Source organism: Polycladidibacter stylochi, from assembly GCF_001562055.1.
Taxonomy (GTDB): domain Bacteria; phylum Pseudomonadota; class Alphaproteobacteria; order Rhizobiales; family Stappiaceae; genus Pseudovibrio; species Pseudovibrio stylochi.
This window is the reverse complement of sequence record NZ_LLWE01000025.1, coordinates 188,761-214,956: the sequence shown is the minus strand read 5'-3', so window position 1 is coordinate 214,956 and position 26,196 is coordinate 188,761. Positions and strand designations below refer to the sequence as shown.

Annotated in this window: 28 protein-coding genes and 1 tRNA gene; 15 read left to right on the top strand and 14 right to left on the bottom strand. The window is 45.8% G+C overall.

Going from position 1 to position 26,196, the window contains the following annotated elements; all coding sequences use genetic code 11:
• Positions 1 to 30: 30 nt before the first annotated feature.
• The 3 genes from AYK67_RS10115 to AYK67_RS10105 form a co-directional block, all read right to left on the bottom strand.
• Positions 31 to 651 carry a TetR/AcrR family transcriptional regulator gene (locus AYK67_RS10115; RefSeq protein ID WP_068085860.1) on the bottom strand — a complete coding sequence of 207 codons (621 nt, stop codon included), beginning with the start codon at positions 649 to 651 and terminating at the stop codon, positions 31 to 33.
• 153 nt (positions 652 to 804) lie between these two features.
• Positions 805 to 1,164 carry a ribbon-helix-helix domain-containing protein gene (locus tag AYK67_RS10110; protein WP_068085859.1) on the bottom strand — a complete coding sequence of 120 codons (360 nt, stop codon included), beginning with the start codon at positions 1,162 to 1,164 and terminating at the stop codon, positions 805 to 807.
• A gap of 50 nt (positions 1,165 to 1,214) precedes the next feature.
• A complete protein-coding gene (locus AYK67_RS10105) occupies positions 1,215 to 1,772 on the bottom strand; it encodes a DJ-1/PfpI family protein (RefSeq protein ID WP_068085858.1) in 558 nt (185 codons plus the stop codon).
• Positions 1,773 to 1,936: 164 nt separating this feature from the next.
• Between AYK67_RS10105 and AYK67_RS10100 the strand changes: the two genes are divergently transcribed.
• Complete coding sequence (locus tag AYK67_RS10100; protein WP_068085857.1) at positions 1,937 to 2,446, top strand: hypothetical protein; 510 nt, start codon at positions 1,937 to 1,939, stop codon at positions 2,444 to 2,446.
• A 12-nt stretch (positions 2,447 to 2,458) separates the two neighbouring features.
• Positions 2,459 to 2,593 carry a hypothetical protein gene (locus AYK67_RS17685; RefSeq protein WP_274533525.1) on the top strand — a complete coding sequence of 45 codons (135 nt, stop codon included), beginning with the start codon at positions 2,459 to 2,461 and terminating at the stop codon, positions 2,591 to 2,593.
• Between the two features lie 27 nt (positions 2,594 to 2,620).
• On the opposite strand, the gene AYK67_RS10095 is transcribed toward AYK67_RS17685, so the two are convergent.
• From AYK67_RS10095 to AYK67_RS10085, 3 genes are all read right to left on the bottom strand, one after another.
• The gene (locus AYK67_RS10095) at positions 2,621 to 3,373 is read right to left on the bottom strand and encodes a pyridoxine 5'-phosphate synthase (protein WP_068085855.1); all 753 of its coding nucleotides are present in this window, start codon (positions 3,371 to 3,373) and stop codon (positions 2,621 to 2,623) included.
• 269 nt (positions 3,374 to 3,642) lie between these two features.
• Entirely contained in the window at positions 3,643 to 4,221 is a 579-nt protein-coding gene (gene ilvN, locus AYK67_RS10090; RefSeq protein ID WP_068085853.1) for an acetolactate synthase small subunit, read from the bottom strand.
• An 18-nt stretch (positions 4,222 to 4,239) separates the two neighbouring features.
• Entirely contained in the window at positions 4,240 to 6,009 is a 1,770-nt protein-coding gene (locus AYK67_RS10085) for an acetolactate synthase 3 large subunit (protein WP_068085851.1), read from the bottom strand.
• Positions 6,010 to 6,558: 549 nt separating this feature from the next.
• Between AYK67_RS10085 and AYK67_RS10075 the strand changes: the two genes are divergently transcribed.
• A tRNA-Lys gene (locus tag AYK67_RS10075) sits at positions 6,559 to 6,634 on the top strand.
• 93 nt (positions 6,635 to 6,727) lie between these two features.
• Here the strand turns inward: AYK67_RS10075 and AYK67_RS10070 are convergent.
• Positions 6,728 to 7,093, bottom strand: coding sequence for a hypothetical protein (locus AYK67_RS10070; RefSeq protein ID WP_068085843.1), 366 nt, complete (start codon positions 7,091 to 7,093; stop codon positions 6,728 to 6,730).
• A gap of 308 nt (positions 7,094 to 7,401) precedes the next feature.
• Between AYK67_RS10070 and AYK67_RS10065 the strand changes: the two genes are divergently transcribed.
• From AYK67_RS10065 to AYK67_RS10030, 8 genes are all read left to right on the top strand, one after another.
• Positions 7,402 to 7,986: an RNA polymerase sigma factor gene (locus AYK67_RS10065; RefSeq protein WP_068085836.1), complete on the top strand. Its 585-nt coding sequence runs from the start codon at positions 7,402 to 7,404 to the stop codon at positions 7,984 to 7,986.
• Between the two features lie 72 nt (positions 7,987 to 8,058).
• Positions 8,059 to 8,286, top strand: a complete 228-nt coding sequence (locus AYK67_RS10060) for a RebB family R body protein (protein WP_068085832.1) — start codon at positions 8,059 to 8,061, stop codon at positions 8,284 to 8,286.
• 24 nt (positions 8,287 to 8,310) lie between these two features.
• Positions 8,311 to 8,898 carry a hypothetical protein gene (locus AYK67_RS10055; RefSeq protein ID WP_068085828.1) on the top strand — a complete coding sequence of 196 codons (588 nt, stop codon included), beginning with the start codon at positions 8,311 to 8,313 and terminating at the stop codon, positions 8,896 to 8,898.
• Positions 8,899 to 8,917: 19 nt separating this feature from the next.
• Complete coding sequence (locus AYK67_RS10050) at positions 8,918 to 9,181, top strand: hypothetical protein (RefSeq protein ID WP_068085825.1); 264 nt, start codon at positions 8,918 to 8,920, stop codon at positions 9,179 to 9,181.
• A gap of 28 nt (positions 9,182 to 9,209) precedes the next feature.
• On the top strand, positions 9,210 to 9,884 hold the full coding sequence (locus tag AYK67_RS10045) for a hypothetical protein (protein ID WP_068085821.1): 675 nt from the start codon (positions 9,210 to 9,212) through the stop codon (positions 9,882 to 9,884).
• Complete coding sequence (locus tag AYK67_RS10040; protein ID WP_068085818.1) at positions 9,871 to 10,518, top strand: hypothetical protein; 648 nt, start codon at positions 9,871 to 9,873, stop codon at positions 10,516 to 10,518. Before AYK67_RS10045 ends, AYK67_RS10040 begins: the two co-directional genes overlap by 14 nt.
• A gap of 109 nt (positions 10,519 to 10,627) precedes the next feature.
• Positions 10,628 to 10,948 (top strand): RebB family R body protein, encoded by a 321-nt coding sequence (locus AYK67_RS10035; RefSeq protein WP_068085813.1) that lies wholly within the window; start codon positions 10,628 to 10,630, stop codon positions 10,946 to 10,948.
• Between the two features lie 146 nt (positions 10,949 to 11,094).
• A complete protein-coding gene (locus AYK67_RS10030) occupies positions 11,095 to 11,424 on the top strand; it encodes a RebB family R body protein (protein WP_068085811.1) in 330 nt (109 codons plus the stop codon).
• 116 nt (positions 11,425 to 11,540) lie between these two features.
• On the opposite strand, the gene AYK67_RS10025 is transcribed toward AYK67_RS10030, so the two are convergent.
• Entirely contained in the window at positions 11,541 to 12,419 is an 879-nt protein-coding gene (locus AYK67_RS10025) for an SMP-30/gluconolactonase/LRE family protein (RefSeq protein ID WP_068085808.1), read from the bottom strand.
• 179 nt (positions 12,420 to 12,598) lie between these two features.
• On the bottom strand, positions 12,599 to 13,060 hold the full coding sequence (locus AYK67_RS10020) for an Lrp/AsnC family transcriptional regulator (RefSeq protein ID WP_068085805.1): 462 nt from the start codon (positions 13,058 to 13,060) through the stop codon (positions 12,599 to 12,601).
• Positions 13,061 to 13,225: 165 nt separating this feature from the next.
• On the opposite strand from AYK67_RS10020, the gene ald reads away from it, so the two are divergent.
• Positions 13,226 to 14,344 carry an alanine dehydrogenase gene (gene ald / locus AYK67_RS10015; RefSeq protein ID WP_068085802.1) on the top strand — a complete coding sequence of 373 codons (1,119 nt, stop codon included), beginning with the start codon at positions 13,226 to 13,228 and terminating at the stop codon, positions 14,342 to 14,344.
• 69 nt (positions 14,345 to 14,413) lie between these two features.
• Here the strand turns inward: ald and AYK67_RS10010 are convergent, their stop codons facing one another.
• The 4 genes from AYK67_RS10010 to zwf form a co-directional block, all read right to left on the bottom strand.
• Complete coding sequence (locus tag AYK67_RS10010; protein WP_068086448.1) at positions 14,414 to 14,683, bottom strand: glycine zipper domain-containing protein; 270 nt, start codon at positions 14,681 to 14,683, stop codon at positions 14,414 to 14,416.
• A gap of 285 nt (positions 14,684 to 14,968) precedes the next feature.
• On the bottom strand, positions 14,969 to 16,606 hold the full coding sequence (pgi, locus tag AYK67_RS10005) for a glucose-6-phosphate isomerase (RefSeq protein WP_068085800.1): 1,638 nt from the start codon (positions 16,604 to 16,606) through the stop codon (positions 14,969 to 14,971).
• Positions 16,607 to 16,757: 151 nt separating this feature from the next.
• The gene (gene eda, locus AYK67_RS10000; protein WP_068085797.1) at positions 16,758 to 17,393 is read right to left on the bottom strand and encodes a bifunctional 4-hydroxy-2-oxoglutarate aldolase/2-dehydro-3-deoxy-phosphogluconate aldolase; all 636 of its coding nucleotides are present in this window, start codon (positions 17,391 to 17,393) and stop codon (positions 16,758 to 16,760) included.
• A 719-nt stretch (positions 17,394 to 18,112) separates the two neighbouring features.
• Positions 18,113 to 19,597 (bottom strand): glucose-6-phosphate dehydrogenase, encoded by a 1,485-nt coding sequence (gene zwf / locus AYK67_RS09995; RefSeq protein WP_068085794.1) that lies wholly within the window; start codon positions 19,595 to 19,597, stop codon positions 18,113 to 18,115.
• 672 nt (positions 19,598 to 20,269) lie between these two features.
• On the opposite strand from zwf, the gene AYK67_RS09990 reads away from it, so the two are divergent.
• Positions 20,270 to 21,928, top strand: coding sequence for a long-chain-fatty-acid--CoA ligase (locus AYK67_RS09990; protein ID WP_068085791.1), 1,659 nt, complete (start codon positions 20,270 to 20,272; stop codon positions 21,926 to 21,928).
• A gap of 67 nt (positions 21,929 to 21,995) precedes the next feature.
• Here the strand turns inward: AYK67_RS09990 and AYK67_RS09985 are convergent, their stop codons facing one another.
• Positions 21,996 to 22,976, bottom strand: coding sequence for a DMT family transporter (locus AYK67_RS09985; RefSeq protein ID WP_068085789.1), 981 nt, complete (start codon positions 22,974 to 22,976; stop codon positions 21,996 to 21,998).
• A gap of 334 nt (positions 22,977 to 23,310) precedes the next feature.
• Here AYK67_RS09985 and AYK67_RS09980 point away from each other — a divergent pair, with 334 nt between their 5' ends.
• Together AYK67_RS09980 and AYK67_RS09975 are read left to right on the top strand one after the other, a co-directional pair.
• Entirely contained in the window at positions 23,311 to 24,390 is a 1,080-nt protein-coding gene (locus AYK67_RS09980; RefSeq protein ID WP_244266907.1) for a dipeptidase, read from the top strand.
• A gap of 633 nt (positions 24,391 to 25,023) precedes the next feature.
• A complete protein-coding gene (locus AYK67_RS09975; RefSeq protein ID WP_068085783.1) occupies positions 25,024 to 25,935 on the top strand; it encodes a LysR family transcriptional regulator in 912 nt (303 codons plus the stop codon).
• The last annotated feature ends 261 nt before the right edge of the window (positions 25,936 to 26,196 follow it).

Here is a 26,196-nt window from a genome sequence, read left to right as displayed (position 1 = left end):
GCGCAGCTTGCGGTGTGCAGGCTTTGCAAGTTAGTTAGTTTGATAGAGCTTTAAGAAGTGGTTTACAGCCACCTCTGCAAGCTGTTTCAGGTTTTGCTCTTCAGGGCGCAAGCTGTCACCAAGCAGCACGCGCAACTGAATGTCTTGCAGGACGAGGCCGTAGAGAACCTGATAGGCCGCTTCGGCGCTGTCAAACTTTAAAAATCCCGCGGCCTCTGCCTGTCGCAGCAAGACGGTGGTCTGCGCGCCAATATGACCGCGGCCACGGTTTAACAATGTTTTTCCCAGTGTGTAATCGCCTTTGCTGGCTTGTGATATGGCCAGCCGGTTGAGAGCAATAGAAACCTCGCTACAGATAACCTGCAGAAGATTATGGGCAAAATCGACCAGAGCTTCGTGTAGTGCCATTTCGGTGAACGAAAGCTTGGGCGCTTGCGGAATTCTGACCTTACTGGCTTGACGGGATATAATGGCAGCTAACAGCGCATCACGATCACCAAACCACTTGTATAAACTTTCTTTCGAGCAACCAGCCTCTTTGGCAATTGCTGCTGTTGTCAGGGCTTTTTCGCCGCCATCTACCAACAGGGACAGAGCAGCATCCAAAACGGCTGTTTGTCTTGTTGTAAACTGTTGTGCGGTGTCGTTCACGAAAAAATCCTTCAATAATCAGTACCGTACGGTACGGTTCCTGTATGGCAAATTTGAGCTTAGGCTGCAAGTGAAAAATACAATTATGTGACGAAATATTTTTGATTATTATAAAAAACAGGTTTTAAGAGCATCATAATTAGTAATTGATTGCTAAACCATTGCTTGAGATTGGATATGTTCTCTTTGTAGGATGGTTTTAGAATCAAGACTTGAGAGGCTAACATCTGGCTGGACTGGTATGTCGCCTGTGATTTGCAAGGCAAGGTAACGACTACAGCAAACGCGTAGGAATGAAGCAAAGTTGGTAAGGTCGTGCCCGGCCTCAAGCGATTCTTGATAGAGGCGGGCAAGTAGCTGGGGCAAAGTGAGATCGTCTCTTTGAGCGATTTCTTGCAGGTGAGACCAGAATGCATTTTCCAGACGTAAGCTGGTCACAACGCCATTGATGCGCAGGGAACGGGTGGTGTTTTGCCATAATTTGCTGTCTGCATTAATAAATAGCTCACACATCACTCGCTCCCCGTCGTTATATATCTGTTATATACGGAGAATCATGTATTTCAAAGTAGGGCGTTAAACTGTTGCAACCACTGCGGATGTGCAGGCCAAGCTGGAGCAGTGACTAGGTTACCGTCAGTTACTGCGCTATCGATAGCAATATCGGCGTACTCTGCCCCAGCGAGTTTTACCTCTGGGCTACAAGCGGGATAAGCCGAACACTTACGCCCACTGATAACATTGGCAGCAGCAAGTAACTGTGCGCCATGGCAGATTGCGGCTACAGGTTTGTTGGTGGCAAAGAAGTGTTGAACCATTTTCAAAACTTGTTCATTGAGGCGTAGGTATTCTGGCGCACGGCCTCCTGGAATTATGAGGGCGTCGTACTCCTCGGCGCTTACTTGGTCAAAGTTTGCATTGAGTGTGAAGTTATGACCGCGTTTTTCAGTATAAGTCTGATCACCTTCAAAGTCATGAATTGATGTGGCGACAGTGTCTCCGGCTTTCTTATCCGGGCAAACAGCATCCACGCTATGGCCCATGGCCTGTAGCGCCTGAAATGGGACCATTGTTTCATAGTCCTCGGTAAAGTCGCCGGTGATCATAAGGATTTTTGACATAGTGTGCTCCTCCCAAAGCAAAAGTGATGTTTGGGAGGTTAGCAAGCAATTCACACCTGAGGGTAATAACGTAATACTACTTATTCAACGATGCGAAAATTGACAGGTTTTACCTCCAGTATTGCATGCTATTTTCTCCATGTTAGTTACTCTGGGAGTTAAGTATGAAATTCGTGAGGGTTTCCAAACAAGATGGCACTTGGCAAGAATTTTCTCGTTGTTGGATTGTGCAAGCTGAAAAGAATAATATTAGTGAAGACGAAGTCTTTGATAACTTAAAAGTACTAGAAGATCTCCTTGAAGATGTTGACCGCAGTGGTACTTTCGTTACAAACGATGATCAGAATTCAATTGCCTGTTTCATCAATTTGGCAAAAATTCCTAATCATACGGGTACGGTCGCTAGAGTCCGCCACATGAAACTGTGTCCTAATATTGACTGTGCTGGCACATTTGATGACTTTGTTGAAGCATTAGTTGCGTTTATGGGTTCACTTATAAAATTTTGTAGAGAGATACCGGATTTGAATTGTGCTAAGGTTCATTTGCGAAGTCCTGCGGACTTAAAGTTTCTTAAAGAGTTTACCAAAGAGCTTGAAAGTAATTCTATATTAGAAAAGAGCTCTTATCATGGTTCTTGGATTGAGATGTATTTTGCAAAAGAGCTCGTTTGAAAGGTGGTCATTATGAAACTTGAAGAAGGCCTAAAGCAATCTGCTGCCGCTGTTTTAACTCGATTGGGCGTAGATGCTTTTAAAAAGACAAGCTGGTTTTGTTTAACCCAGAAGTCAAGCGCTAGCTCGTTAAAAAGAGCAGCTTAAAGCCCCGCATTGCGGGGCTCATAATGGTTAGCCTATTTCGCCCAGAGCTTTACGGTAGCGTTTTACGCTTTCGGCAAAACCAAAGATGAGTGCGTCTGCGGTGAAGCCATGGCCAATGGATACTTCACCGATATATGGGGCACGCTGAATTAGGGCAGGTAGGTTATCTACTGTGAGGTCGTGTCCTGCATTAACAGTTAAGTTACAATCTCTTGCAGCTTCAGCAGTTTTTACCAGTTTTTCCAACTCAAGTAAGGAAGCTGGTGAGGCGACAGGGCAAGCACCATATGGGCCGGTAAATATTTCTATTCGATCACTTCCTGCTTGGGCTGCCAGTTCTGGCTGACTTTCATCAGGGTTAATAAATAATGATGTCCTAACCCCCCAGCTTTTGGCGACCGAGATTACATCTTTTAACAAATCCATGTGAGTCGAAAAGTCCCAGCCATGATCTGAGGTTGTCTGGCTTGGGTCATCTGGAACAAAAAGAACTTGCGAGGGCTTAACCGTTTCGACAAGATCTAAGAAGTTGTTGTCTGGATAACCTTCCAGACACAGCTCTTTGCCTTGGAATTGATTGAAAATAACATTTGCAAGCTCATGAACATCAGTTCTTCTTATATGCCGTTCATCGGGCCTTGGGTGTACGGTAATCCCCTTTGCACCTGCATTTAAAGCAATAGAAGCCAAATTGGTGACGCTTGGCCATGGCAAATCGCGGCGGTTGCGCAGCATAGCGACGGCATTCACGTTAACTGAGAGACGGCTTGTCGATGTCATTGGTTTTCCATAATCACGAATATTATTGCCCCAAAGCTCCTGAACTCCCTGATATCAAGAGCAGATAGTGAAATAACTACCACCTTCATATTTGGAAGAACAATCCCCTAGCTGCTAGTTAAATAGAATATTACCCATTCTATTATAGGGATTATATTTAAAGTATCTCAAGTATAGGTGGAAAGAGGGGTTTGGCCAGTTTGTCACTGGTATGTGAGATAGAATAGGCAAATGCGGGCACGAATTACATGCCCGCATTGTTCGCTGTATTAGTCGCGCATGGCGCTTGGGCCTCGACCTAACGCAGCAACACCGGTTCTGGATGCTTCTACAAGACCGAGAGGCTTGAGAATTTCGATGAACTGGTCAATTTTGCGGGTACGGCCGGTGAGCTCGAAAACAAAGTGCTCTGTGGTGGCATCTATGACTACCGCACGAAATGCCTCACTTAAGCGCAATGCCTCCAAGCGTTTTTCACCTATGCCGCGCACTTTAATAAGGGCCAATTCCCGCTCGAGCGGTTTTTCGTGGCCTTTTCGATGCGCCTCTACGCTGAGATCACGCACTCGGTGTACTGGTACGATGCGGTCTAGCTGATGGCGAATTTGCTCAATGATTTGCGGTGTACCGGTCGTTACGATGGTGATACGCGATAGGTGCTTTTCGTGCTCGGTTTCGGCCACAGATAGCGAATCGATATTGTAACCACGGCCAGAGAAAAGACCGATGACACGGGCCAACACACCCGGTTCGTTATCCACGATGATGGAAAGGGTATGTGTTTCCTTGACGTCGCTGACTTCTGCTAGGAAATAGGCCGATAGGGCATCAACATTTTGTGCATTCATAATTAAACTCCTCCCATCCTAAACCAGAAACTTGCCATCTTCATCGATGGCATTGGCAACGGCTTCATCGGTGGCTTCATCCGGCAGCAGCATATCATTGTGAGCTTTGCCCGATGGGATCATTGGGAAACAGTTTGCCAGTTGGGCGACACAGCAGTCAAACAATACCGGACCCGGTGTTGTTATCATCTGTTCAATTGCATCATCCAGTTCGTCCGGTTTGGTTACTCTAATACCTGTGCCGCCATAGGCTTCGGCCAGCTTTACAAAATCAGGCTGACTGTCGGTGTAGGAGTGGGACATGCGGTTGCCATGGAGCAATTGTTGCCATTGGCGCACCATGCCCATGTAACTATTGTTCAAAATAAAGGTTTTGGGAGAGAGCCCATGCTGAACGGCTGTCGACATTTCCTGAATGTTCATCAGGATTGAAGCGTCACCCGCAACGTTGACACATATCGCGTCGGGGTGTGCTACTTGCGCACCAATTGCAGCTGGCAAGCCATAGCCCATGGTACCAAAGCCACCAGAGGTTAACCAGCGATTTGGTTCTTCAAAATGCAAGAATTGAGCAGCCCACATTTGGTGCTGACCCACTTCTGTAGAGATGAAGTAGTCTTTACCTTTCAAAGCGGCGCCTAGACGTTGCAGGGCGAACTGAGGCATGATGACATCGGAACTGTTGGTGTAAGCCAAGCAATTGCGAGCACGCCATTTACTAATTTGCTGCTGCCATTCGCTATTTGCAGGCAGGGCCTGGTAGTTCGAGGCGCGCCAGATGCGGACCATATCTTCCAGCACGTGGGCAACATCGCCAACGATAGGAATATCGACATGAACAATTTTGTTTATTGAAGACGGGTCAATATCGATATGGATTTTTTTGGAGTTAGGTGAAAAGGCATCAAGACGCCCGGTGATGCGATCATCAAAACGGGCACCGATACAGATCATCACGTCACATTCATGCATGGCCATATTGGCCTCATAGGTGCCGTGCATGCCTAACATGCCCAACCATTGCTTGCCAGAAGCTGGGTAAGCACCAAGCCCCATCAAAGTGGAAGTGATTGGGAAACCGGTAACCTCTACCAGTTCACGCAGTAACTGGCTGGCTTGCGGACCGGAGTTGATAACGCCACCACCTGTATAAAACACAGGGTTTTTAGCTTCAGCCATTAATTGCAAAGCAGCGCGAAGAGCATTCATATCGCCCTTAACTTGCGGGTGATAGCTTTTGTGTTGGCTGTGAACCGGTGTCGGTTCCTCATAAATTCCCGTGGCGAATTGGACATCTTTTGGAATATCGACAACGACAGGACCGGGGCGACCAGAGGACGCTACGTGGAACGCCTCGTGCATAATACGTGGCAAATCCTTAACGTCTTTCACCAGCCAGTTGTGCTTGGTGCAAGGGCGGGTGATGCCTACGGTATCGCATTCTTGGAAAGCATCCGTACCAATCAGGTTGGTTGGAACCTGTCCGGTAATACAAACGAGCGGGATTGAGTCCAGCATGGCATCTGTTAGCGCTGTCACCATGTTGGTGGCACCCGGTCCCGAAGTGACCAAAGCCACGCCTGTTTTGCCGGTTGCGCGGGCATAACCTTCTGCAGCATGTCCGGCACCTTGTTCATGACGCACGAGGATATGCTCAATGTCCTCTTGCTGACAGATGGCGTCATAGATAGGAAGCACTGCACCGCCTGGATAGCCAAAAACGTGCTTTGCTCCATTATCACGCAGTGCCTGGAGAACCATCTCCGCGCCTGTCATCTCCCTTGTCATTTTCTCGTCCTTGTTACCTTAGTACTCGTTGAGCATTTGAATGCAATTTGAAAACTAGCCAATAAAAAAGGAGCCATTTGGCTCCTGTGCGCGTCTACCTTATCCGGGTGGTTACTCCACCCAGGCGACGCGCATACCCACCACCACTAGAAGAATAGAAGTTAGCATTTTAATCTATGAGGCTGTTGCCCCATCTCCTTTGAACTATTGGTGGTGTTCACCTGAGAAATAATCAGATGAATCTATAGCGTCGTTGCCATAAGATAAAAATACCTAACCGCCATATGGCTGTCTGGTCAAGTGTTTTTTTAATTGTTGCGTGAAAAAGGCGTAACTTGAAAATTAATGATGCCGATAGCTTCATTCGCACACTAAAGTTGCGATTGATGGTAATTATGTTGCGCGCATTGTATGGATATGTGCTGATGCGTATAGGTGTTACGCTGATTTTCATGTATGGAGAGTTTTCCAACACGGTTAAAATGCTTAGGCTTTTTTCTTGAAGCGGAAATTGTTGAGGTCTATAAACACGCCACAACTTCTTGTTATGGGTGTATAGCTCAGTTGGTAGAGCAGCTGACTCTTAATCAGCCGGTCTAGGGTTCGAATCCCTATGCACCCACCAAACGAAAATTCTTTGTTTTTTGTATATTGTACTCCAGAATAGTCGTAATGGACTACTCTGGAGCGACGTCGTTTTTTAAATCAACTCATTCACTTAAGAGGCTAATTTACAACTTCTCTTTAAAGCGGCTGCTTTAACAGCGTCGTGCTGGCCTTTAAGCTGTGCAATTTGCTCTTTTTCATCATCTGTTACAGCCAATAGGAAGAGCGCGGGCCAGAATATAACAAGGCCTACTGTCAGCGAAACAGTGTCAAGTTTTCTCGCATCTTTCTGCTCTTTAGTAATTGCGAGAAGCTTACTATTTACTTGCGCAAACTCTTCTTTGATGGATGAGCAGCTCATTTTTGAATAGCTGTTAGAAGAGACGTGCGCCGCTGTGATGTTGTCTGGGTTGGTTGCGCAACCGGCAACTGAAATTGCCATGCTTAGTGCTGCAAATGTTGATATTAATTTTTTCATTTTTTGCCCTATCTAGTAAAACAAATGCAATTAATATGGTTGGATTTATTAAGTCAATATACATATATGAAAGTTGCATTTAAGGTTTCTTTATTAAGTAATATTTGCAAATAATATATAATTTATACGTGAGAAAAATTTCCATTTTGCAAAATTAATTACTAATAAATTGAGGTTTTCATTAGGTAAGCACTAAATATACAACAATAAATAGAATATGTTGTATTTCATACAACTAATAGTAGTTATTAGTGTCAATCTTTTGTGTATTGCGTTGGTTGTCGCTGAACTTTGTATGGGTTTTGCGCATGTATACAGCCAATTACAAGCATTTGGAGCGTGCAAAGCAGTGTAATTTGACACCTCTTTGGAGTTCGTGGGTTATGTGCCGCCCGTTACTACTCGGGCGCGCCATGCGGCTTACTGGGGGGGATATGGATGCTGCGCAGGACTTACTTTCTGCTACAATTCTAAAGGCAGCAAACCACTTTGAGGGAAAAGCTTTCTTTTTAAGAGAGCCGCGTGCTTTTTTCCTGTCAGCGCTGCGAAACGAGTTCATAAGCCAATATCGCCGCCGTCGAATTGAATTCAATTTGTTCGAGACCAACCTTGATGTTTACGAGGATCGATTGCCTTTCGCGTTTTGTTACAACGCCCCTCAGGAGCGGCATCTACTTGAACAAGAGGAAATTGGCGAGATTTGTCGGTTTTTATTGTCTATGCCACTGAATTATCAGCAAATTTTTAAACTTAAGTTTCTAGAGGAGCGCAGTTATTCCGATATTGCCTCGGCACTATCGATTTCGCAGGCGCTGGCCCGCAAAAGGGTTCAGTTTTTGCGAGATAAACTAAGATTATCCCTAGGAAGCCAAAGCAATTGGAGCGCAGAATAAAGCTGTTGCTTCACAACCAACTTTGTAATGCGTCTTGTAACCATTGGTTCGAGTGAAAGGTGAGGGTGAATAATGTCAGATGATACGGTGAATTCTCAAATTACTGATGCGGTCACGCAAACAAACGTCAAGGTTGTGGCGGAATCTCCTAGTCAGGCAATTGCCAGTTTGTATCAGGTCGTCAGTCACGCAACGGGGCTTGCGGTGCAAAACGCAACGCAAAACCAGCAGGCTATGAACCAGATTTCTACTGCTGTGGTCTCTAAAGGTGTGCAGCAGATTATGGATATCAAGGGGTAGTGATGTGGTTGACCGGAGGCGGCAATGGCAAGCCAAACAGGTGGGCAGGGTAAGTCTACAAGGCTGTACCAAGCGCTTGCCAAACGAAAAGCGGTTATTCTGGCGGCAGGACAAAAAGCGCAAGCTGTTCAAGGAGGCCGAAGTCGTTTTGATAGAAGAGACAAGTTGCCAAGTTCCCACAGTCGAAAAGCCGAACCAGCAACAGGTGCCGACCCAGTACAGCCTATGGGTAAAGGAGGGGGCGTGAGTGATACTTCAAGCTTGAATAGCCAGATTGTACAGGCGGTTCAGTTCACCAATTCAGAGACCATGTCGAATGAGAATTTGGCAGCCATGGTTAATGTGCCAGCTGATGTGATGGCGTCGCAAACTGCGGGGCATGCGAACCAAAATGCCGAGGTCTACATGAATGGGATTATGCAAATATCAATGGCAGCACAAGCGATGGTTGCCAAAAAGATAGCTGCAAACCCTGCGGAGGCTGCTGTTGATGCGCCAGCGTTATTGGCTTTGCAAGAGATGGTGACTGCAGCAATTGGCGCTTTTGGTACTGCCAGTGAAACTGGGGCGACATCAGCCCAGACGATTATCAGTGACGTTAAAATTTCCTAGTCTATGAGGAGAGTGGGTCATGCAAGGGGCAAATGAAGCGCGTGAAAAGCCGCTTAATAAAGAGCAGTTGCAGCAATGTATGCAAGCCTTAAGCGGGTTGTCGCTGGAAAGCCTTATTGGATTGCTCATGCTCAAGCTTTGGTTGGAGAGGAAGGGTGTGAAGGGTTTGGACTCCCAAAAACTGATAGGAGCCATGCAAACTCTTTCATCGATAACACCTCACGATCTACTGGCTCTACTAATCCTTAAGCGTCTTGGGAAGTGGGACAAGGATGAGAATTGATTATTAACACTTGCAGTAGGGGATTGGTATGGAACGAGATGCCAGTTTTATTTTGGAAGAAATCAATGCTGTTATGCTAGAGCAGCTAAACCATTGTGCCATGCTTATTAAGGACGAACAGGCTGGTACAGGCGATAAAGTGGAGAACAGCCAACAATTGTTTTCCTATTTAAATTGTCTTGATCAGGCACGACTTGCACTGGTGCGTGCAGAGAGTGTGACGATGAAGCGTGTTTCCAGCAATACGTATGTTTCAACCTCTGAAGCGGACTTTGAAACAAGTGAGGTTTCTGAAGAAGAGCTGAGTACTTCACAAATTGCGCAGGCGTTATCACGGCTGCGGGCTTCTGAGCCGCGTGGCCACCGCGCTGATAATTGTGACCGCTTGGGTGGTCGGCCACTTGGGCAACGCACCTCTCGAGATGATTACGAAGCTACTATCGAAGAGAGCCAGGAAAGCTCAGATTTTAATGCGCAATCTGAACAGGACATAGAATGTACAGAAGGGGATGCAGCCCGGCTTTGTGATTGTGAACAACGGGGGCAACGGGGTGAATATTGTAGCTGTGAAGTTCGTGGCCATTATGGGCAAAGTGAAGATGCTCTTGATTATACCGAAGAAGTTGATGTGGAGGTAGCTGCGAGCGAGACAGAATGGCAAGGCTTTGACCGTTGCGAGGAGGCGGAGGATGGCAGGAGCTAGGGGGACTGGTGCTCGTTCAGGCCGTGTCGTTGGCAACAAGAGGGGAGGCGCGCCGGAGGACAGTGCTTCTGTTCCAAACAACCAAGGGCAAGGCAGTCAATTGGCATCTACTGCAAATAGTGCAGCAGAAAAGCTGGAGGCATTGCGGGCTTCGTTACCAGCCTATGAGAAAGCACTTGCGGAGGTTGCAAGCCAAAAAGCGCAGGTTCAAAAAGACTCACAAAAAGTTAGAGATGAAGCCAAGCAGGTGATTTCCAATATCGAAGAAGTTGCACAAAAGGTATTGCAAAATGTGGAAGGGGAAGTCGCGACTTTACGCAATATGATGCAAAGCTCGGAGGCTTTGAATTCAGCGGATAGTAGTCCTCCCAAGGCGGCTGTTTCACCTGATTTGAATGCGCTGCCAGGGCTTTCCGAGCTGAATAAGACTGCTGATAGTGCAGTTGCGCAAGCTTTGGGCCAAGGGGGCCCTGCCACCCAAGTGGCCGTAGCTAAAATGCTTGCCGAGACCATTAGTAATATGATTAGGAATGAAGTTCAAAGTCATGTTAAAGATGTTCTAGATCAAGAAATTCACCCAGTTCTTGATAATATTAAGAAATTCTTAACAAGTAAAATGGGTGGTGTAGAATAAAAGTGATTTTTACATAGTAGTTAGTGAAAATATTCTTTCACAATCGTGTTTTTAGGGCGTCTCTTATTTGTACTTAAAGTAACACGAGCTTCTTGCAGGAGTTAAAACTATGGCGAATCCGACTATTGTAAGTCCTATGATTACTGATGCGGTTACTCAAGCGAATGTGAAAGTGGTGGCTGAGGCCCCCGCGATGGCAATGGGTACTCTGTATCAGAGTATGGCGCATTCTACCGGTATTCTTTTTGAGAATTATGTTTCAGCCTCTCAGCAGCAAAACACTCTTTCTCAAGCTGCTACGAACCAAGGTGTGATGCAAATCTATTCAATGGATACCATGAGTAGTGCATCTGCCACTGAAAAAGTTGGTCAGCTTGGCACTGCAGATCAAATGAGCACACTGCTGACTTTACTTCAATCTTTTAGTTAGGCTTTGCCCCCTCATTAAGTGGGCATTTCAATTTGTCAAAACATAAACAGGCGGGTTGGGTTCGTTTTTAGTGCAAGTATGGCTCGCGTTCCCGCCTTGGTTTTTATGTTTCGACAGTTCACATCAGCAACCTTGAGGAGAAGAAAATGGCTGATCCAACCACTGTAAGCCCCATGATCACAGACGCTGTGACACAGGCAAATGTTAAGGTTGTCGCTGAAGCACCAGCGATGGCAATGGGTTCTTTGTTCCAGTCCTTGGCCCATTCGACCGGCATCTTGTTTGAAAACTCTGTTTCTGCCGCACAACAGCAAAATACGCTGGCGCAAGCGGCCACAAACCAAGGTGTTATCCAGATTTACTCAATGGATACCATGGCAGGTGCTGCAGCTACCGAAAAAGTAGGGCAAGCAGGTACTCCAGATCAAATGGCAACACTGCTAACACTTATGCAAGCTTTTGGTACAGGGCGCTAAGCCTCTACTTGCTTGCTTTAGCTATGAGCCTCTCCTGTATCGCAGGAGGGGCTTATTTGTACCCCTCTTGCGAGCTGTTAAACGCAGGCCCTGCTTAGTGTTGGCTATGAATTGTGTCAGGAACCAAAGCGGTAGGTTGGCAGGCCTTTGGTTTGAGTCTGCATTGCAAACAGGCTCCCCGATTTTGGAAATTGCTCCAGCAATTCAGGCGCATTGGGCGGCCTTAGAGACGTGATTACCAAGGTTGTTAAGTCGGGTCCTGCAAAACAGGGCATGGTTGGGCGGGGAATTGGCAAAGGTATGGATTGCAACAGCTCACCTTCACTGGAAAAACAGTTCAAGTTTCCTGCGGATACACCCGCTGACCAGTAATTGCCCTTTGCATCAACTGTGCCGCCATCAGGACGTCCTACAGTGTTGTCTAATTGCAAGAAGCGGCGTTGGTTGCTGATTTGTCCTGTTTTTGCGTCGAAATCATAGGCGTCTACCCAACCGGGGCTGGTGTCTGAATGGTACATGACTTTGGCATCTGGCGACCAAGCAATGCCATTGGTGCAATGAAGGTCTGAAACTACTTTTGTAACAGTTCCATCTATTGTAACGCGGTATAGGCCCGATATGGGTTCTCGCGGTGAGCGGTCATCCATAGTGCCAACCCAAAAAGCCCCATCTGGTCCCACTTTCCCATCGTTCAGGCGTGTTCGATTGTCATCACCTTCAATGCTGGCGATTTGGTCGTAGAACTTGGTGGTCATGTCAAAAAGTATGATCTCATCTTGCATGGCCACGACAAGACGGCCATCTTTACAAAGACCAAAAGAACCGACTTTTTTGGGAAATGCGTAGGATTGTATGGCTTGGCTTTCCCAGTCCAAGGCGTAAATGTGTCGCCCTAAAATGTCGCAGAAATATAGGCTGGCGGTTTTATCATCCCACACGGCCCCCTCTGCCAATTCATAGCGCCCGTCGTGTAAGCAAGTTATTACCGGTGTCACCTTTTCTACTCCAATTCACTGCGCCAGATATGCTGGCAACCCACCACTTTAAATGTTCGCTGGTACGGCAATACTAAAATGGAATAATGAAAGTTATAGAACGGTGGTGCTGAAGGGTCGATAGGAAACCTTGTCGCGAGATGCCCTATGAACATTAATTGCTAAAAATTGCATTCTGATTATGCAATGGGCAATGCATGTTGATTTTTAATTGATCGAATAGCAAAGGAAGAGCGCATTTTGGCAACACCAGGTAGCCTTGTGAGGTGATCACGGTGAATACGCTCAAAGTCTTCTGGGTTGGCGGCAGCGATACGAAGCAAATAATCGGCATCACCACCCATCAAATGGCACTCAATGATTTCGCTAGAATTTGCCACGGCTTTTTCGAATTTGGCGAGAGCTTCTTCTGATTGAGAGCTCAACGATATTTCTACGAAGACACTCATATTTCGGCCAATTTTTTGAGGGCTTAAAATGGCCGCGTAACGTTCAATAACACCATTATCCTCTAAATTCCGAAGGCGTCGCAGGCATGCGGATGGCGAGAGGCCAACGCAGTTTGCCAGCTCAGCATTTGGCATACGCCCATCTTGTTGTAGTTGTTTTAGAATCTTTTTGTCGATGCGGTCGAGTTTCATTTTGCTTTAGGTGTCGGTGAGTGAAAGTTTGAATAATCAGCGAAATTATAGGAAAATTGTCGCATATTGTTTCATATATTGATGATAGTTGATTGATTATGCAACCACATCGCGTGTTATTTTTTTTAAGATTGGTGCAAATATTTCACGCGATAGGAGGGAATAATGCGTATTGGTGTTCCAAAAGAAATAAAAAACCATGAATACCGCGTTGGGTTGACACCTGATAGCGTGCACGAAGTGGTTGCCCATGGGCATGAGGTGCTCGTTGAAAGCAGCGCTGGGCATGGTATTGGTGTTCTGGATGCCGATTATGTTGCAGCAGGAGCACGTATTGTTGAAAGTGCCGCCCAAGTGTTTGAGCAAGCGGAGATGATTGTTAAGGTTAAAGAGCCACAGGCTGTTGAGCGCAAAATGCTTCGGCCTGACCATTTGCTCTTTACGTATCTGCATTTAGCTCCAGACCCCGAACAAACTAAGGATTTGGTGGAATCGGGCGCTGTTTGTATCGCCTATGAAACAGTACGTGATGGTAACAACCGCTTGCCGTTGCTTGCACCCATGTCGCAAGTGGCGGGGCGTTTGTCTATTCAAGCGGGTGCTAGCGCACTACAAAAAGCCAATGGTGGCAAAGGCGTTCTTTTGGGTGGTGTGCCTGGTGTTCAACCTGCGAAAGTTGTTGTCATTGGTGGCGGTGTTGTGGGTGCACACGCAATTGAAATGGCGTTGGGCCTTGGTGCTGATGTGACTGTGCTGGACCGTAATGTTGATGTGTTGTCACGCTTGTCCGAGCAGTTTGGCTCGCGTTTGAAAACCGTCTTTTCCAGTCGCGCTGCGCTGAGTGAGCAGGTTTGCTCGGCCGACCTTGTCGTTGGTGCTGTGTTGGTGGCCGGCGCCGAAGCTCCCAAACTGGTGAGCTGCGAGCATATTTCCCAAATGCAAGCAGGTAGTGTGGTTGTTGATGTTGCTATCGACCAAGGGGGGTGCTTTGCCACTTCGAAAGCGACAACGCATACAGATCCGACTTACGAAGTAGATGGTGTGGTTCACTACTGTGTGGCCAATATGCCGGGCGCTGTGCCCCGCACTTCAACTTATGCATTGAATAATGTGACATTGCCTTATGTGCTGGCCCTTGCCGATAATGGCTACAAAGCTGCATTACAGGCTGATCATGGGTTTATGCAGGGGCTGAATGTTTACAAAGGGCAGGTAACGGTTGCTGAAGTAGCTGAGACGTTGGGCTATGATTTTGTTGCGCCCGAGGTTGCTCTAAAGGCCTAAGTCTAGTGAATGGATAAACTGTATGGCAGCACGATTTTGATTATATATCGTGCTGCTTGTATCGCTCCCTTATGGGCAAGCAACCTTGTAGGTACGGCCATGCTGGTCTTTCGCGGTACAGTTTTTTGGGGTTGTTTCTCGGCCAACAACACCGCCTGCCAAACCACCTATGGCGGCACCAGCTAATGCGCTGCCCGCGTCGCCTCCAGCAGCTGCGCCAATTGCTGCGCCGGTAGCAGCGCCCAATCCAGCGCCAACTAGTGTGCGATCTTGCTTACTCGTTGCACTACATGCGGCCATAGCGGTTGCAAAGAGCGCAACAATTATGATTTTCTGAATAGGCATAATAGTTCCTTTGATCGTGGTGGAACTATCATAATGCATTGAGGGATTAAAGTTAGGTAAGCCGTGGGAAGTTGGGGGTGGCGTCTGCGTACATAGTTGTTTTTAAGATAAACAAGTTATGTCGTAGAAATGCAAAAAGCCCAGGAATATGTCCAGTGCGAATGAAGCACTCAAAAAAATCCCCCCTGCTTTACGCAGAGGGGTACTGGTGGCTCTTACTTCGTTTAGGTTTAGACTACCGCTGGAATTGATGAATTGAATTCCTATAGCCTGTCGTTCCTAGCTTTTTCTTGCTTTGTGAACATAGCCCAAGAGACCTGCGGTTGAGCTGTCTTTACCTGCACTATCCTTGCTGCCTTCGACCATTGGCAATAGTTGAGTGGCCAGTTCTTTACCCAGCTCAACACCCCATTGGTCATAGGAGTTGATGTTCCAGATTACGCCTTCAACAAATACGCGGTGTTCGTAAAGAGCGATCAAGCGGCCTAGTGTAAATGGGTCGAGTTTTTTGTAAATGATTGTGGTGGAAGGTCGGTTGCCTGGGAAGACCTTTTGAGGTCCGAGCTTGGCAATGTCTTCCTCTGATTTACCCTGGGCCTTGAGAGTAGCCTCTACTTCTTCCAAAGAGCGGCCAGTTAGAAGGGCTTCACTTTGCGCCAAACAGTTGGCAAGCAGCAAGTTGTGATGGTTTTGTAGCTCTGGCTCGTGGCTTTCTACGGCGACGAGGAACTCACAGGGGATAATGCTGGTGCCTTGGTGGATCAGCTGATAAAAAGCGTGCTGGCCGTTGGTGCCGGGCTCACCCCAAACAATTGGGCCTGTATCACGACTGACGGCTTCACCTTGTTTGGTGACACGCTTGCCGTTTGATTCCATATCCAACTGCTGCAAGTAAGCTGCAAAACGGGATAGGCGTTGATCGTAAGGGAGAATGGCACGGGTATCGTAGCCAAGAATATTGCGGTGCCAAACGCCAACCAAACCCATCAATACTGGAAGGTTATCTTGCAGCGGGGTATTTTTAAAGTGCTCGTCCATGGCATAAGCACCGGAGAGGAAGTCGCCATATGCATCTGGACCAATGGCCAACATGAGCGGTAACCCGATGGCAGACCAAATGGAATAACGGCCGCCGACCCAATCCCAGAAACCAAAGACCCGCTGGCTGTCGATGCCAAATGCTGCCACTTTATCAAGAGCTGTGGATACTGCTGCAAAATGAGCGCTAACGGCTTTTTCGCCGCAGTTGTCAGCAATCCACTTACGGGCGGTTGCCGCGTTGGTCATTGTTTCTATGGTCGTGAATGTTTTACTCGCCACAATGACTAGTGTTGTATGCGGGTCTAACTTTTTGAGAGTGTCATTGATGTGAGCACCGTCCACGTTGGAAACAAAATGTAGATTTGGGCCATCATGATAAGGGGCGAGTGCTAGTGTGGCCATCGCCGGGCCTAAGTCCGAGCCACCAATGCCAATATTGATGATATCTGTAAACGGTTTGCCAGTTGCACCTGTTAAATCGCCTGAACGGATTTGTTCCGCGAAATCACCCATGCGCACTAGTACGTCACGCACGTCTGGCATGACGTCCTGGCCGTCAACAATAACAGGATTTTCCGACTGGTTACGCAATGCTGTGTGTAATACTGCGCGATCTTCGGTGGTGTTGATTTTCTCGCCAGAGAACATGGCAGCCCGTTTGGCTTCCAGCCCCTGTTCTTTGGCTAAATCCAACAGCATGGAAACAGTTTCTTCGGTGATCAGATTTTTCGAAAAATCAATCAGCAAGTCATCTTGGTTGCGGGAGAAATGTTCAAAGCGATTTGCGTTATCTGCAAAAAGGCTTTTCAAAGGTTTATCGGCTAAAGAATTGGCATGGTTTGCCAGAGCTTGCCAAGTAGAATCATTATTCGACATGAATTTAGTCCCACAATTGCAAATAGTGATTTGCTGTTAAAATTTGCGCATTGGCGGGGGCCAATGCGCGGTTTGTAAGAGCGGCCTATTCAATGCACTCGGGCCGGTCTGTTCAGTTGGGAGATCGTTGATTTCCCAAAATCTGGTTGTGCTAAAGCGCTGCGGCGTCTTTGGCGCGGGCTTCAATTCCTGCCCAGTCTTCTGCTTCAATCGCTGCTGCGTCAGCAATCCAAGAACCGCCGACACAAAGTACATTCGGTAGTTTCAAGAATTCTTGTGCGTTAGACAGGCTCACGCCACCGGTTGGGCAGAACTTGACGGCCGCGAGTGGCGAGGCCAATCCCTTAAGGAATGGTGCGCCGCCTGCAGGAACAGCTGGGAAAAACTTTTGACGCTGGAAGCCGGCTTCCAATAGGCGCATTGTTTCTGAAGCACTGGATGAACCTGGCAGCAAAGGGACATGCTGGAAATCAGCAGCAGCATTGATGAGTGCATCAGTGGCACCAGGGGAGACTACAAAGGTAGAACCGGCATTTACAGCTGCTTCGTATTGTTTATGGTCTAGTACTGTACCGGCACCAACCATTGCGCCTTCAACCTCATCTGCAACTGCTTTGATGCACTCAAGGGCATTGTTCGTACGCAGTGTTATTTCGATTGCTGGGAGGCCACCTTTTACGAGAGCTTGTGCCATTGGAACGGCTTTTTTCGGATCATCTACGATCAATACCGGCACTACCGGTGCAGCAGTCATAACGGCTTCAATGCGCTCAATGTCTTGGGTCATTTTTTATCCATCTCCAGATCGCCAACTTAGTCAGTTTGCTTTAAGTTATTATTGGCAAAAATTATAGGTTTGTTGACTAACTAATTGTTTCATCTACGTCACTTAATTTTTGCAGGTCGCTTAACATCATATTCAATCTTATCGATCAAAGCATCGCTTATGACCTTGAGTGAACAACAAGTTCTTAAACCTGTTTGATGTTCATTCATACATTCGTATGAAAACACATTTGTGTCGGTATAGTGGTTAGCACAAAACGTCTTGGAAGGTTGAAGCGTTTAACGGTAGCTGCGTCTATCAGTCTCAACTTTACTCCGCATGGTAAACAAAGATGGAGCTAAAACGAATTATCCGATTTCCTGATGTTTCAGTGAGAGCACGTCACAGAGAAGGTATGATGGACCTATTTGCGGCAATGTTATTTCCTGTCTACGTCAAGCATGACTAATCGTTTATTTAATCAAGATAACTAAGGGGCATTGGCAATTGGTTCAAGGCTTTTAATGACGCATAAGACCTTAAATTGTTTCAGTTTGTTAAGGCTCACCCTTAAAGAGGCATAAAGGTGTTAACTGCTTTAGTTATGAAAAAATAGTAATCACTGACTGCTGAAGTATACATGAACAACGCCTAATCAGGATAGTTTATGGGAGTACTTTTGAAGCAAGCTGTTTAAGTGATTTAAGGCTGGATATTTATTCACCCAGCCTTATCTTGTTTTAGCAACACTCGTTTTCATCATCATGCCAAGTGCGGCCATCACGCTCGATCAAGGCAATGGAAGAGGAAGGCCCCCATGTTCCCGCTGTATAGCCTCTTGGAGGACGTGGGTCGCTGGCCCATTGCTCTAGGATCGGATCCACCCAATTCCAAGCGGCTTCAACTTCATCACGGCGCATGAACAGTGTCTGATTGCCGCGAATGATATCGCCCAGTAATCGCTCATAGGCATCTGGATTGCGTACTTGAAATGCCTCGGCAAAGGACATGTCGAGCGGTACTTCTTTTAAACGCATGTTGCCAGGACCTGGCGCTTTAATCATCACTTGCATTTTTACGCCCTCATCAGGCTGCAAACGGATTACCAGTTTGTTAGAGGCCAGTTGTCCGGCCGTTGCCGGGAAAATAGAATGGGGCAATTGCCTGAACTGAATGACGATTTCAGAAACACGCTTTGCCAAACGCTTACCGGTTCGCATGTAAAAAGGTACACCGGCCCAACGCCAATTGGCAATTTCAAGTTTTGCAGCAACAAATGTCTCGGTCTGAGAACTTTTTGCTCCCAAGTCATCCAGATAACTTTTGACGGCTCCCCCTTCAGAGGAGGCACCGGAGCGGTATTGACCGCGAACGGTATTTGTTTCCACGCTGGCCGGGTCTAGAGGCTTTAGCGCTTTTAGTACTTTTAGTTTTTCATCGCGTACGCTATCGGCTGCCATGGATTCTGGAGGTTCCATGGCGACGAGGCAAAGAAGTTGCAGCAAATGGTTTTGAACCATATCGCGCATGGCACCAGCTGTATCGTAGTAGCCGCCTCGCCCTTCTACGCCTAGTGTTTCGGCCACAGAAATTTGAATATGGTCGATATGCGCGGCGTTCCATAAAGGTTCAAACAGTACATTGGCAAAGCGTAGGGCCATTAAATTCTGGACAGTTTCTTTACCCAGATAATGGTCAATGCGAAAGATTTGATCTTCTTTGAAAACTGCACCAATAGTTTCGTTAAGCAGGCGGGCAGTTGTGCCGGATTTGCCAATTGGTTTTTCAATGGTTACACGGCAATTTTCTGTGACCAGATTATGCTCGCCAAGAGCTGCACAAATTGGGCCAAAAAAATCGGGGGAAACGGATAGATAAAAAGCGCGTGTACGATTTTCGAAACCCGCAAGTTTTGCGCTTAGGTCCTGCCAGCCGAGGTTTTCTCGTACATTGACGGAAACATAACAGATTCGGTTAAGAAAACGCTCCAGAATGTGGTCGCAAGGTTCGCTCAGGTGCTCTTTTAGGTTTTCTCTGGCCCAGTCGCGGTATTGTTCGTCACTAAAGGGGCGTCGAGAAACAGCGATAATGCGCGCCCCCTCGGGTATCAAGTTATCTTGTTCACGGTGATATAAAGCGGGCAAGAGTTTACGATGTGCCAGATCACCAGTACCCCCGAAGACAACGAGGTCGAATGGTGCGATATCTTCCAGTTTATCTGGCATTACAGTTCCTTGTCTGTGCTTTTATGTCATAATTTTTATCGTGTTCCTACGAGCATGTTGGCTTGTAGTTAACACCCGGCTGAGCCGAAGAATCCTAGGTGAAGATCTGCGGCATATAGACCTTTAGTTTATGCAGTCTTATTGCTTCTAGATGGAAAGAAATGCAAGTGGAAACCAACATTGAAATGGGAATATTCAAGGATGCATTGGGGTTATTCGTGTGATTTAATTGATTGTATTCACAATTATTAGAAATTTTATCGTTTTCTCAGTGTTTGAGACTTTACGCCTAGTATGTAGCTAACTTGAGCGCTCTACAGAGTACCGTAAAACATAAAGAATATGCGAATATTATTTCTTTATGTGAAAAAGTATCCAGATGCATGATTGTAACCCTTTAAACTATTGAGTGTGGGTTGTTATGTATAATTATTACAACTATAATTATCCTAGGGTAAAGGTCACTCATGCTGAAATTAGCTAAAACGCGGATGCAATAGCAAAGATAGATCCAAAGGTGATGTTGACGTAAAGGTTAACCTTGTGCACGCTCAGCACTAGAAATGACAGTAATAAATATGTAAAAACACTTATACTAAACTTACTTTATGAAGAACTGATAGGTGCTGGTGGGAGGCGTGGTTTCGGTTCTTAGCTCGGGGGAAATGCCATATGCAAGCAGAAGAATGGGTTCAGAAATTTAGTCCGCGTCCCTTATGTTCATACCTGGATGATACAATTTCACGGTTTGCTGATAAGCCTGCAACAGACTTTATGGGCAAAAAGCTTACTTATGGAGAGATCGGCGAGTTGGTGGAGCGTACTGCCCATGGGTTATACGCACAAGGGGTGCGTAAAGGTGATTGTGTCGGGCTTTGCTTACCCAATACGCCCTATTATCCGATCTTCTATTTCGCAATACTACGTCTTGGTGCCATTGTGGTTAATTTCAACCCACTTTATGTGGAGCGGGAAATCGCTTTTCAAGCGCGCGATGCTGGCATCAAACTGATGATCACGATGGACCTGAAAGTCATTTATGATGTGGTCGAAGCTGTGCGGCAAGATAAAGCATTAGAGAAGATTATTGTTTGCCGGTTAGCAGATATTCTACCTCAGCCCAAGAAACTTTTGTTCACGCTACTTAAAGGTAAAGACCGGGCAAAAATCATCTATGATGATAAGCATATTTCGTTTGCCCAGATTACATCGAAAACAGGGACCTACGAGAAAGCACCTATCGACCCACAAAATGATATTGCCGTTTTGCAATATACAGGAGGCACCACAGGTGTTCCCAAAGGGGCGATGCTCACACATGCCAATATTTCTGCCAATATGGAGCAAATGCGTGAGCTTTATTTCGATACCACGCTTGGTGAAGAGAAAACCCTTTGTGTGTTGCCTTTCTTTCATGTTTTTGCCATGACAGTATTGCAGAATCTATCTGTACTGATGGCCGCAGAAATGGTATTGCTTCCCCGTTTTGATTTGAAAATGTTGCTTGATACGGCACAGCGAACGAAGCCGACATTATTTGCCGGTGTGCCGACGATTTACACGGCTATCAATAACTCACCACTTACGCCCCAATATGATCTTTCATCTATACGATATTGCATGTCCGGAGGAGCTCCGCTTCCTGTCGAGGTGAAGCAAGAGTTTGAACGTCTCACTGGCTGTGTATTGGTGGAAGGTTATGGATTAACCGAGACCTCACCTATTGCCTGTGCCAACCCGCTTGATGGTAGTGGCAAGGATGGTTCTATTGGGGTGCCTGTACCTGGAACTTATGTTGAATTTCGTGATCTCGAAGAACCTCGAAAAGTGGTTGAAGAAGGCGAAAAAGGCGAGCTTTGTATTAAGGCACCACAGGTTATGAAAGGTTATTGGCATCGTGCAGAAGAAACTGAGAAAACGCTAGAAGACGGTGTATTGCTTCATACTGGCGATGTGGGGTATCGCGATGAGGATGGCTTTATATACTTGGTAGACCGGATCAAGGATTTGATTTTATGCTCTGGCTATAATGTATACCCCAGAGTGATTGAAGAGGCGATGTATCAGCATCCTGCTGTCGCTGAAGTTATTGTGATTGCCATACCCGATGATTACAGAGGGCAAGCTCCCAAGGCTTTTGTTAAACTACGTGATGGTGAAAGTGTGAGCGAAGCCGATTTAAAGGAATTTTTGAAAGAACATATTTCGAAAATCGAAATGCCAAGATCTATCGAGTTTCGCGAGGAGCTACCCAAAACCCTTGTTGGCAAGCTTTCCAAAAAAGAGCTGGTTGAAGAAGAAGCCATGAAGCAGGCAGATGAAATCACCTAGGCATATCGGCAGCAACCTTGTTTCATGGGCTGTTGGGGTTGCTGCCGGATGATTTTGAAATTTGGTATTAGGGCGCATCCGTTTTGGTTTTGGTGCATGAGGCAACTTTTTTGCCCAAAATAGCCTCTCGGCGCATGGTGTATAGGGAAGCTGCAACGATAATGAAAGCGCCGACATACGTGTTCATTGTCGGCCAGACGCTAAATAGTAAAATGCTGATTATGGTCGCATAAATGAGGCGTGTGTAATCGAACGGGGCGATGGCTGTGGCTTCACCGTTTCGCATGGCCTGAATATTGCACATTTGCGCCATCCAGCTAAAACTACCTAATGCCAGAATTAATAGTGCGCTGTGCATGGTAAGTGGTTGCCAGTTGTAGATAGCAAACGGTGCCATGACCAAACCGACCGAAACGGCCTGAAAAGTCAGTATGGTGATTGGTAGGTCTACTTGGGAGACTTTGCGTAGGATGATGCCCACCATGGCCGCGAGCGCTGCACCGGTTAATGCCATGAGTGAGTAAATATTCAATCCTTCTTGGCCTGCACCTTCAACGATGATGAGTACGCCTATAAACCCTAGAATTGTCGCTGCCCAACGATGAATACCGACACGTTCCCCAAGAAACAGGATTGCAAAAATTGTTAGGAAAAAAGTGCGTGCAAAGCCAATGACGGTGCTATCTGCCAATGGTAAATGGATGATTGCCGTGAAGCCTAGCAGCATGGTGAGTGAGGCGAGCACTGTTCTTGAAAGATGAAGCAGAGGGGCTTTTGTGGTTAGTGATTGCGGGTAAGAGCGAATAATTACCGGCAGAGAAATTAAAAACATAAAGGCTTGGCGCAACATCAGTATTTGCGTTACGTGCATTCCATCGCCCAGTAGTTTGATTGTTGCACTAACGCATGCAAAAATAAAAGTTGCCAGTAAAGCCCACGCAATACCCTTGGAGTTGCCGGGCATTTGCTGCCAGTAGCCTATTAGTTTTTGGGGCAAATAAGTGGCAGTATTTGTCGATGTTTCAACGCCACATTTATCTTCGCTCATTAATTGATGCTTTCTAACCGTTTTTGTTCTTTTAAAGCATGTGTCTGGTTTGAAGGATTATTGCTTTAATGGTTCTGTGTGGTTTGAGGCAATATAGGGGCCGTCAACACTAGGGTCAATTATAATTCAAGAATAGCAATTACTAGTAAAGTGCATTTGTGAATATTGACTGTTTATTTTACTTGCAAATTTTATATTATAAATACTGTATATTTTTATGCATATAGAATGTATCGGGGTGGTGATGAAAAAGATTATCTATGGATTTTTATTAATATTTATTGCCCTGGGGGTTGCTTTTTTTGGGTTTGCTCCTGGCTTCGTTGAGTCAAAAATGAATAGAGTACGTGTGCATCAGCCGTACGTTGTGAGTAAAGCAAGCCAGCAGGTACACGATAAACTGATTGTAGGTGACTGGCATGCCGATACGCTACTTTGGAACCGGGACTTACGTGAGAGGGGCAGTTATGGCCATGTTGACTTGCCAAGATTGCGAGAGGGCAATGTTGCTTTTCAAGTATTCACAGTCGTGACGAAAAGTCCGGCTGGTCAGAATTATCGTGCGAACCCAAGTGATGCCCGCGATCGAATTACACCGTTACTGATCGCCCAGTTATGGCCCCCTAAAACTTGGGGGAGTCTGTTTGAAAGAGCATTGTTTCAAGCCCAAAAGCTTGAAGAAACTGCGCAAAAAGCTCCTGAAGAATTAATAATAGTAGAAACTCGTAAAGATCTGCGTGATGTTCTGGAAATGCGTAGGGAAGGGAAAGAGGTCATTGGCGGTCTTATTGGCCTTGAAGGTGCGCACGCGTTGCTGGCCAATATGGAAAATCTTGATGCTTTGTTTGAGGCAGGGTATCGGGTTATTGGTTTACAACATTTTTTTGATAATGCGCTGGGTGGCTCTTTACATGGTGTGAGTGGCAAGGGGCTGACGCCTTTTGGACGTGCTGTCGTGCAAGGGCTTATGGAGCGCGGGATGGTTATTGATTTGGCCCATTCGAGCCCGCAGGTAGCTAAAGATGTGTTGGCTATGGTGAATGTGCCTGTTGTAAACAGCCATACAGGTATTTACTCGCATTGTAATAGTGCTCGTAATATTTCTGACGAGTTGATGAAAGGAATTGCTCAAACCGGGGGTGTGATTGGTATTGGTTATTGGAAGACTGTTGTGTGCGATGATAGTCCGGCGGGAGTTGCGGCTACGATTAAGGCAGCGGTTGATCTGGTTGGCGTTGATCATGTATCGCTAGGCTCCGATTACGATGGCTCGGTGACGACAAGTTTTGATAGTAGTGAATTGGCGGTTTTGACACACGAGCTGCGTGTTTTGGGCTTTGACGGTGAAGCGCTTGAGAAAATTATGGGTGGGAATATGATTAGGGTGTTAAACCAAGTATTACCGGAGGAATGAAAGGCGATATTACTTTCAATAATTAAGTATTGGGTAGCTTTGCCATTATGGATCAATCGTTACATAATTTACCTCAACTGATACATTCCATTAGGTACCTTGACTTTTATCGAAGTATTTTGAATGAAGCTTTCTTTCTGTAATGCATGATTTTTTGGCGATTATAATAGGCCACCAGCTTTTACGTTATGAAGAATTATCATTTTAGAGATTAGGGTGTGTACTTGAGGGTGACACTGTTAATTGTAACTTAGAAGTAGTTTTATCTTACTTATCAAGGTTCAAGGTAGCTAGTATTATTCAAGAAGTCATTTAAATGGAATGTGTGAACCGAAAAGTTTTTTATGATAACTATAAAAATAAATGATACCTGCTTGTTGTGCCATCAATCTACTATTACTATTAGCATGCTGATCTTTTTTAAAAATTAATAATTACATATTATAATCAATAGGTTATGTATTTATTGATTTATGGGAAACACTATGTATATCATTGGCAAGTTTTGAAATCTGCTTTGGTATTTACAATTAACAATCTTTCAATACTTAGGCAAAAGTGCTTATAAGTGTTTCATTCGGACTTTGTATCTGAATTAAATTCTAAAACATTATATTTTTGCAGGGTTACAGTGTGAGTATAATAAATTTTCATAGGCTAGACATCTTTAAGGTCATATACGAAACAAAAAGTATTTCCGATGCATCGAAAATACTAAAATTAACACAACCAACTGTTTCTCGTCATCTTCGCTATTTTGAGGATACACTTAAGTTCAAACTGTTTACGACACAAAAGGGTAGACTACATCCCACGTGGGAAGCGCATCAACTCTATAGGGAGAGCAAAGTTGCATTTGATCAATTAGAAAGGGTCGAGCAACTTGTTGGGGAGCTCAAGTATGGGGGAAGTGATCCTCTCCGTGTCACATCAACTCCCTCCATTCTAACAAACCTGATTATACCTAGGGTTACCTCTGAGTTGAAAAAGCAATACCCTGACCAAGTTTTCGCTTTTGAACTTGGGTACAGTATGCAGCAATTATCTGCCGTTCGGGCTGGCTATGTCGATATTGGTTTTATCGCTGGACGGGCTGACCTAATGGATTTCAAAGTGGATCATCTAATTTCGGATAAGTTTGTTGCCGTAGTACCTAAAAATCATGATCTTGCAGCGGAGAAAGTGTTTCGGTTGGAGTTTCTTGAAGACTACGAGACGATCATGCCTCCTGAGGCTTTGCCTTTTGGTAGTTATTTTTTTGAAGAACTAAATCGCCGTGAGATAAAGCCAAAAGTAACAATAACGTGCCGTGGTGTTGATACAGCTATGAGGTTCGTTGAAGAGATGGAATGCTGTGCTATTGTAAATGCTGTTTCAGCAGCGCTATTGATAGGTGAACGGCAAAAAATAATGCCGCTGGAAGTTGACTTGACTTTTTCAGTGCAGGCCATACGCCCCTTGCAAGCAGCTCATCGTGAAGTGTCCGAGTCATTTATTGCTAGAGTGAAAAGCCAGCTCCAAGCGCTTGATTACGCCATGCCGTAGGTTTTTAGTGCTTATAACTACAAAGCTGCCAGTTAATACTTATCGTTTTGTGCTTACGTTGACATGTGGAAGGGGATTTTGAGATACCCTCCACAGCGTAATGGCGATCTTAGCGATAGGAAAAGAAACCTTCCATCACATAAAACTGGTACTGGTAAAGCCTTTTATTGTTCGTAAATTTTCTCGTTTAGGTTGTTGTTTTATTGTAATAATTTGCTTAGCTTTATCACTCTGTTACTTGCAAATATTTTACTTGTGGCG

Excerpts from the sequence above, each read along its gene's own strand:
- AYK67_RS10040 (WP_068085818.1), top strand. The coding sequence starts at position 9,871 with ATGGCAGGAGCTAGGGGGACTGGTGCTCGTTCAGGCCGTGTCGTTGGC.
- AYK67_RS10070 (WP_068085843.1), bottom strand. The coding sequence starts at position 7,093 with ATGAAAAAATTAATATCAACATTTGCAGCACTAAGCATGGCAATTTCA.
- pgi (WP_068085800.1), bottom strand. The coding sequence starts at position 16,606 with ATGTCGAATAATGATTCTACTTGGCAAGCTCTGGCAAACCATGCCAAT.
- AYK67_RS09990 (WP_068085791.1), top strand. The coding sequence starts at position 20,270 with ATGCAAGCAGAAGAATGGGTTCAGAAATTTAGTCCGCGTCCCTTATGT.
- AYK67_RS10095 (WP_068085855.1), bottom strand. The coding sequence starts at position 3,373 with ATGACATCGACAAGCCGTCTCTCAGTTAACGTGAATGCCGTCGCTATG.
- AYK67_RS10030 (WP_068085811.1), top strand. The coding sequence starts at position 11,095 with ATGGCTGATCCAACCACTGTAAGCCCCATGATCACAGACGCTGTGACA.
- AYK67_RS10045 (WP_068085821.1), top strand. The coding sequence starts at position 9,210 with ATGGAACGAGATGCCAGTTTTATTTTGGAAGAAATCAATGCTGTTATG.
- ilvN (WP_068085853.1), bottom strand. The coding sequence starts at position 4,221 with ATGAATGCACAAAATGTTGATGCCCTATCGGCCTATTTCCTAGCAGAA.
- AYK67_RS09985 (WP_068085789.1), bottom strand. The coding sequence starts at position 22,976 with ATGAGCGAAGATAAATGTGGCGTTGAAACATCGACAAATACTGCCACT.
- AYK67_RS17685 (WP_274533525.1), top strand. The coding sequence starts at position 2,459 with ATGAAACTTGAAGAAGGCCTAAAGCAATCTGCTGCCGCTGTTTTAACT.
- AYK67_RS10035 (WP_068085813.1), top strand. The coding sequence starts at position 10,628 with ATGGCGAATCCGACTATTGTAAGTCCTATGATTACTGATGCGGTTACT.
- AYK67_RS10055 (WP_068085828.1), top strand. The coding sequence starts at position 8,311 with ATGGCAAGCCAAACAGGTGGGCAGGGTAAGTCTACAAGGCTGTACCAA.
- AYK67_RS10050 (WP_068085825.1), top strand. The coding sequence starts at position 8,918 with ATGCAAGGGGCAAATGAAGCGCGTGAAAAGCCGCTTAATAAAGAGCAG.
- AYK67_RS10110 (WP_068085859.1), bottom strand. The coding sequence starts at position 1,164 with ATGTGTGAGCTATTTATTAATGCAGACAGCAAATTATGGCAAAACACC.
- eda (WP_068085797.1), bottom strand. The coding sequence starts at position 17,393 with ATGACCCAAGACATTGAGCGCATTGAAGCCGTTATGACTGCTGCACCG.
- AYK67_RS10020 (WP_068085805.1), bottom strand. The coding sequence starts at position 13,060 with ATGAAACTCGACCGCATCGACAAAAAGATTCTAAAACAACTACAACAA.
- zwf (WP_068085794.1), bottom strand. The coding sequence starts at position 19,597 with ATGCCAGATAAACTGGAAGATATCGCACCATTCGACCTCGTTGTCTTC.
- AYK67_RS10060 (WP_068085832.1), top strand. The coding sequence starts at position 8,059 with ATGTCAGATGATACGGTGAATTCTCAAATTACTGATGCGGTCACGCAA.
- AYK67_RS10105 (WP_068085858.1), bottom strand. The coding sequence starts at position 1,772 with ATGTCAAAAATCCTTATGATCACCGGCGACTTTACCGAGGACTATGAA.
- AYK67_RS10100 (WP_068085857.1), top strand. The coding sequence starts at position 1,937 with ATGAAATTCGTGAGGGTTTCCAAACAAGATGGCACTTGGCAAGAATTT.
- AYK67_RS10085 (WP_068085851.1), bottom strand. The coding sequence starts at position 6,009 with ATGACAAGGGAGATGACAGGCGCGGAGATGGTTCTCCAGGCACTGCGT.
- ald (WP_068085802.1), top strand. The coding sequence starts at position 13,226 with ATGCGTATTGGTGTTCCAAAAGAAATAAAAAACCATGAATACCGCGTT.
- AYK67_RS10065 (WP_068085836.1), top strand. The coding sequence starts at position 7,402 with ATGTATACAGCCAATTACAAGCATTTGGAGCGTGCAAAGCAGTGTAAT.
- AYK67_RS09980 (WP_244266907.1), top strand. The coding sequence starts at position 23,311 with ATGAATAGAGTACGTGTGCATCAGCCGTACGTTGTGAGTAAAGCAAGC.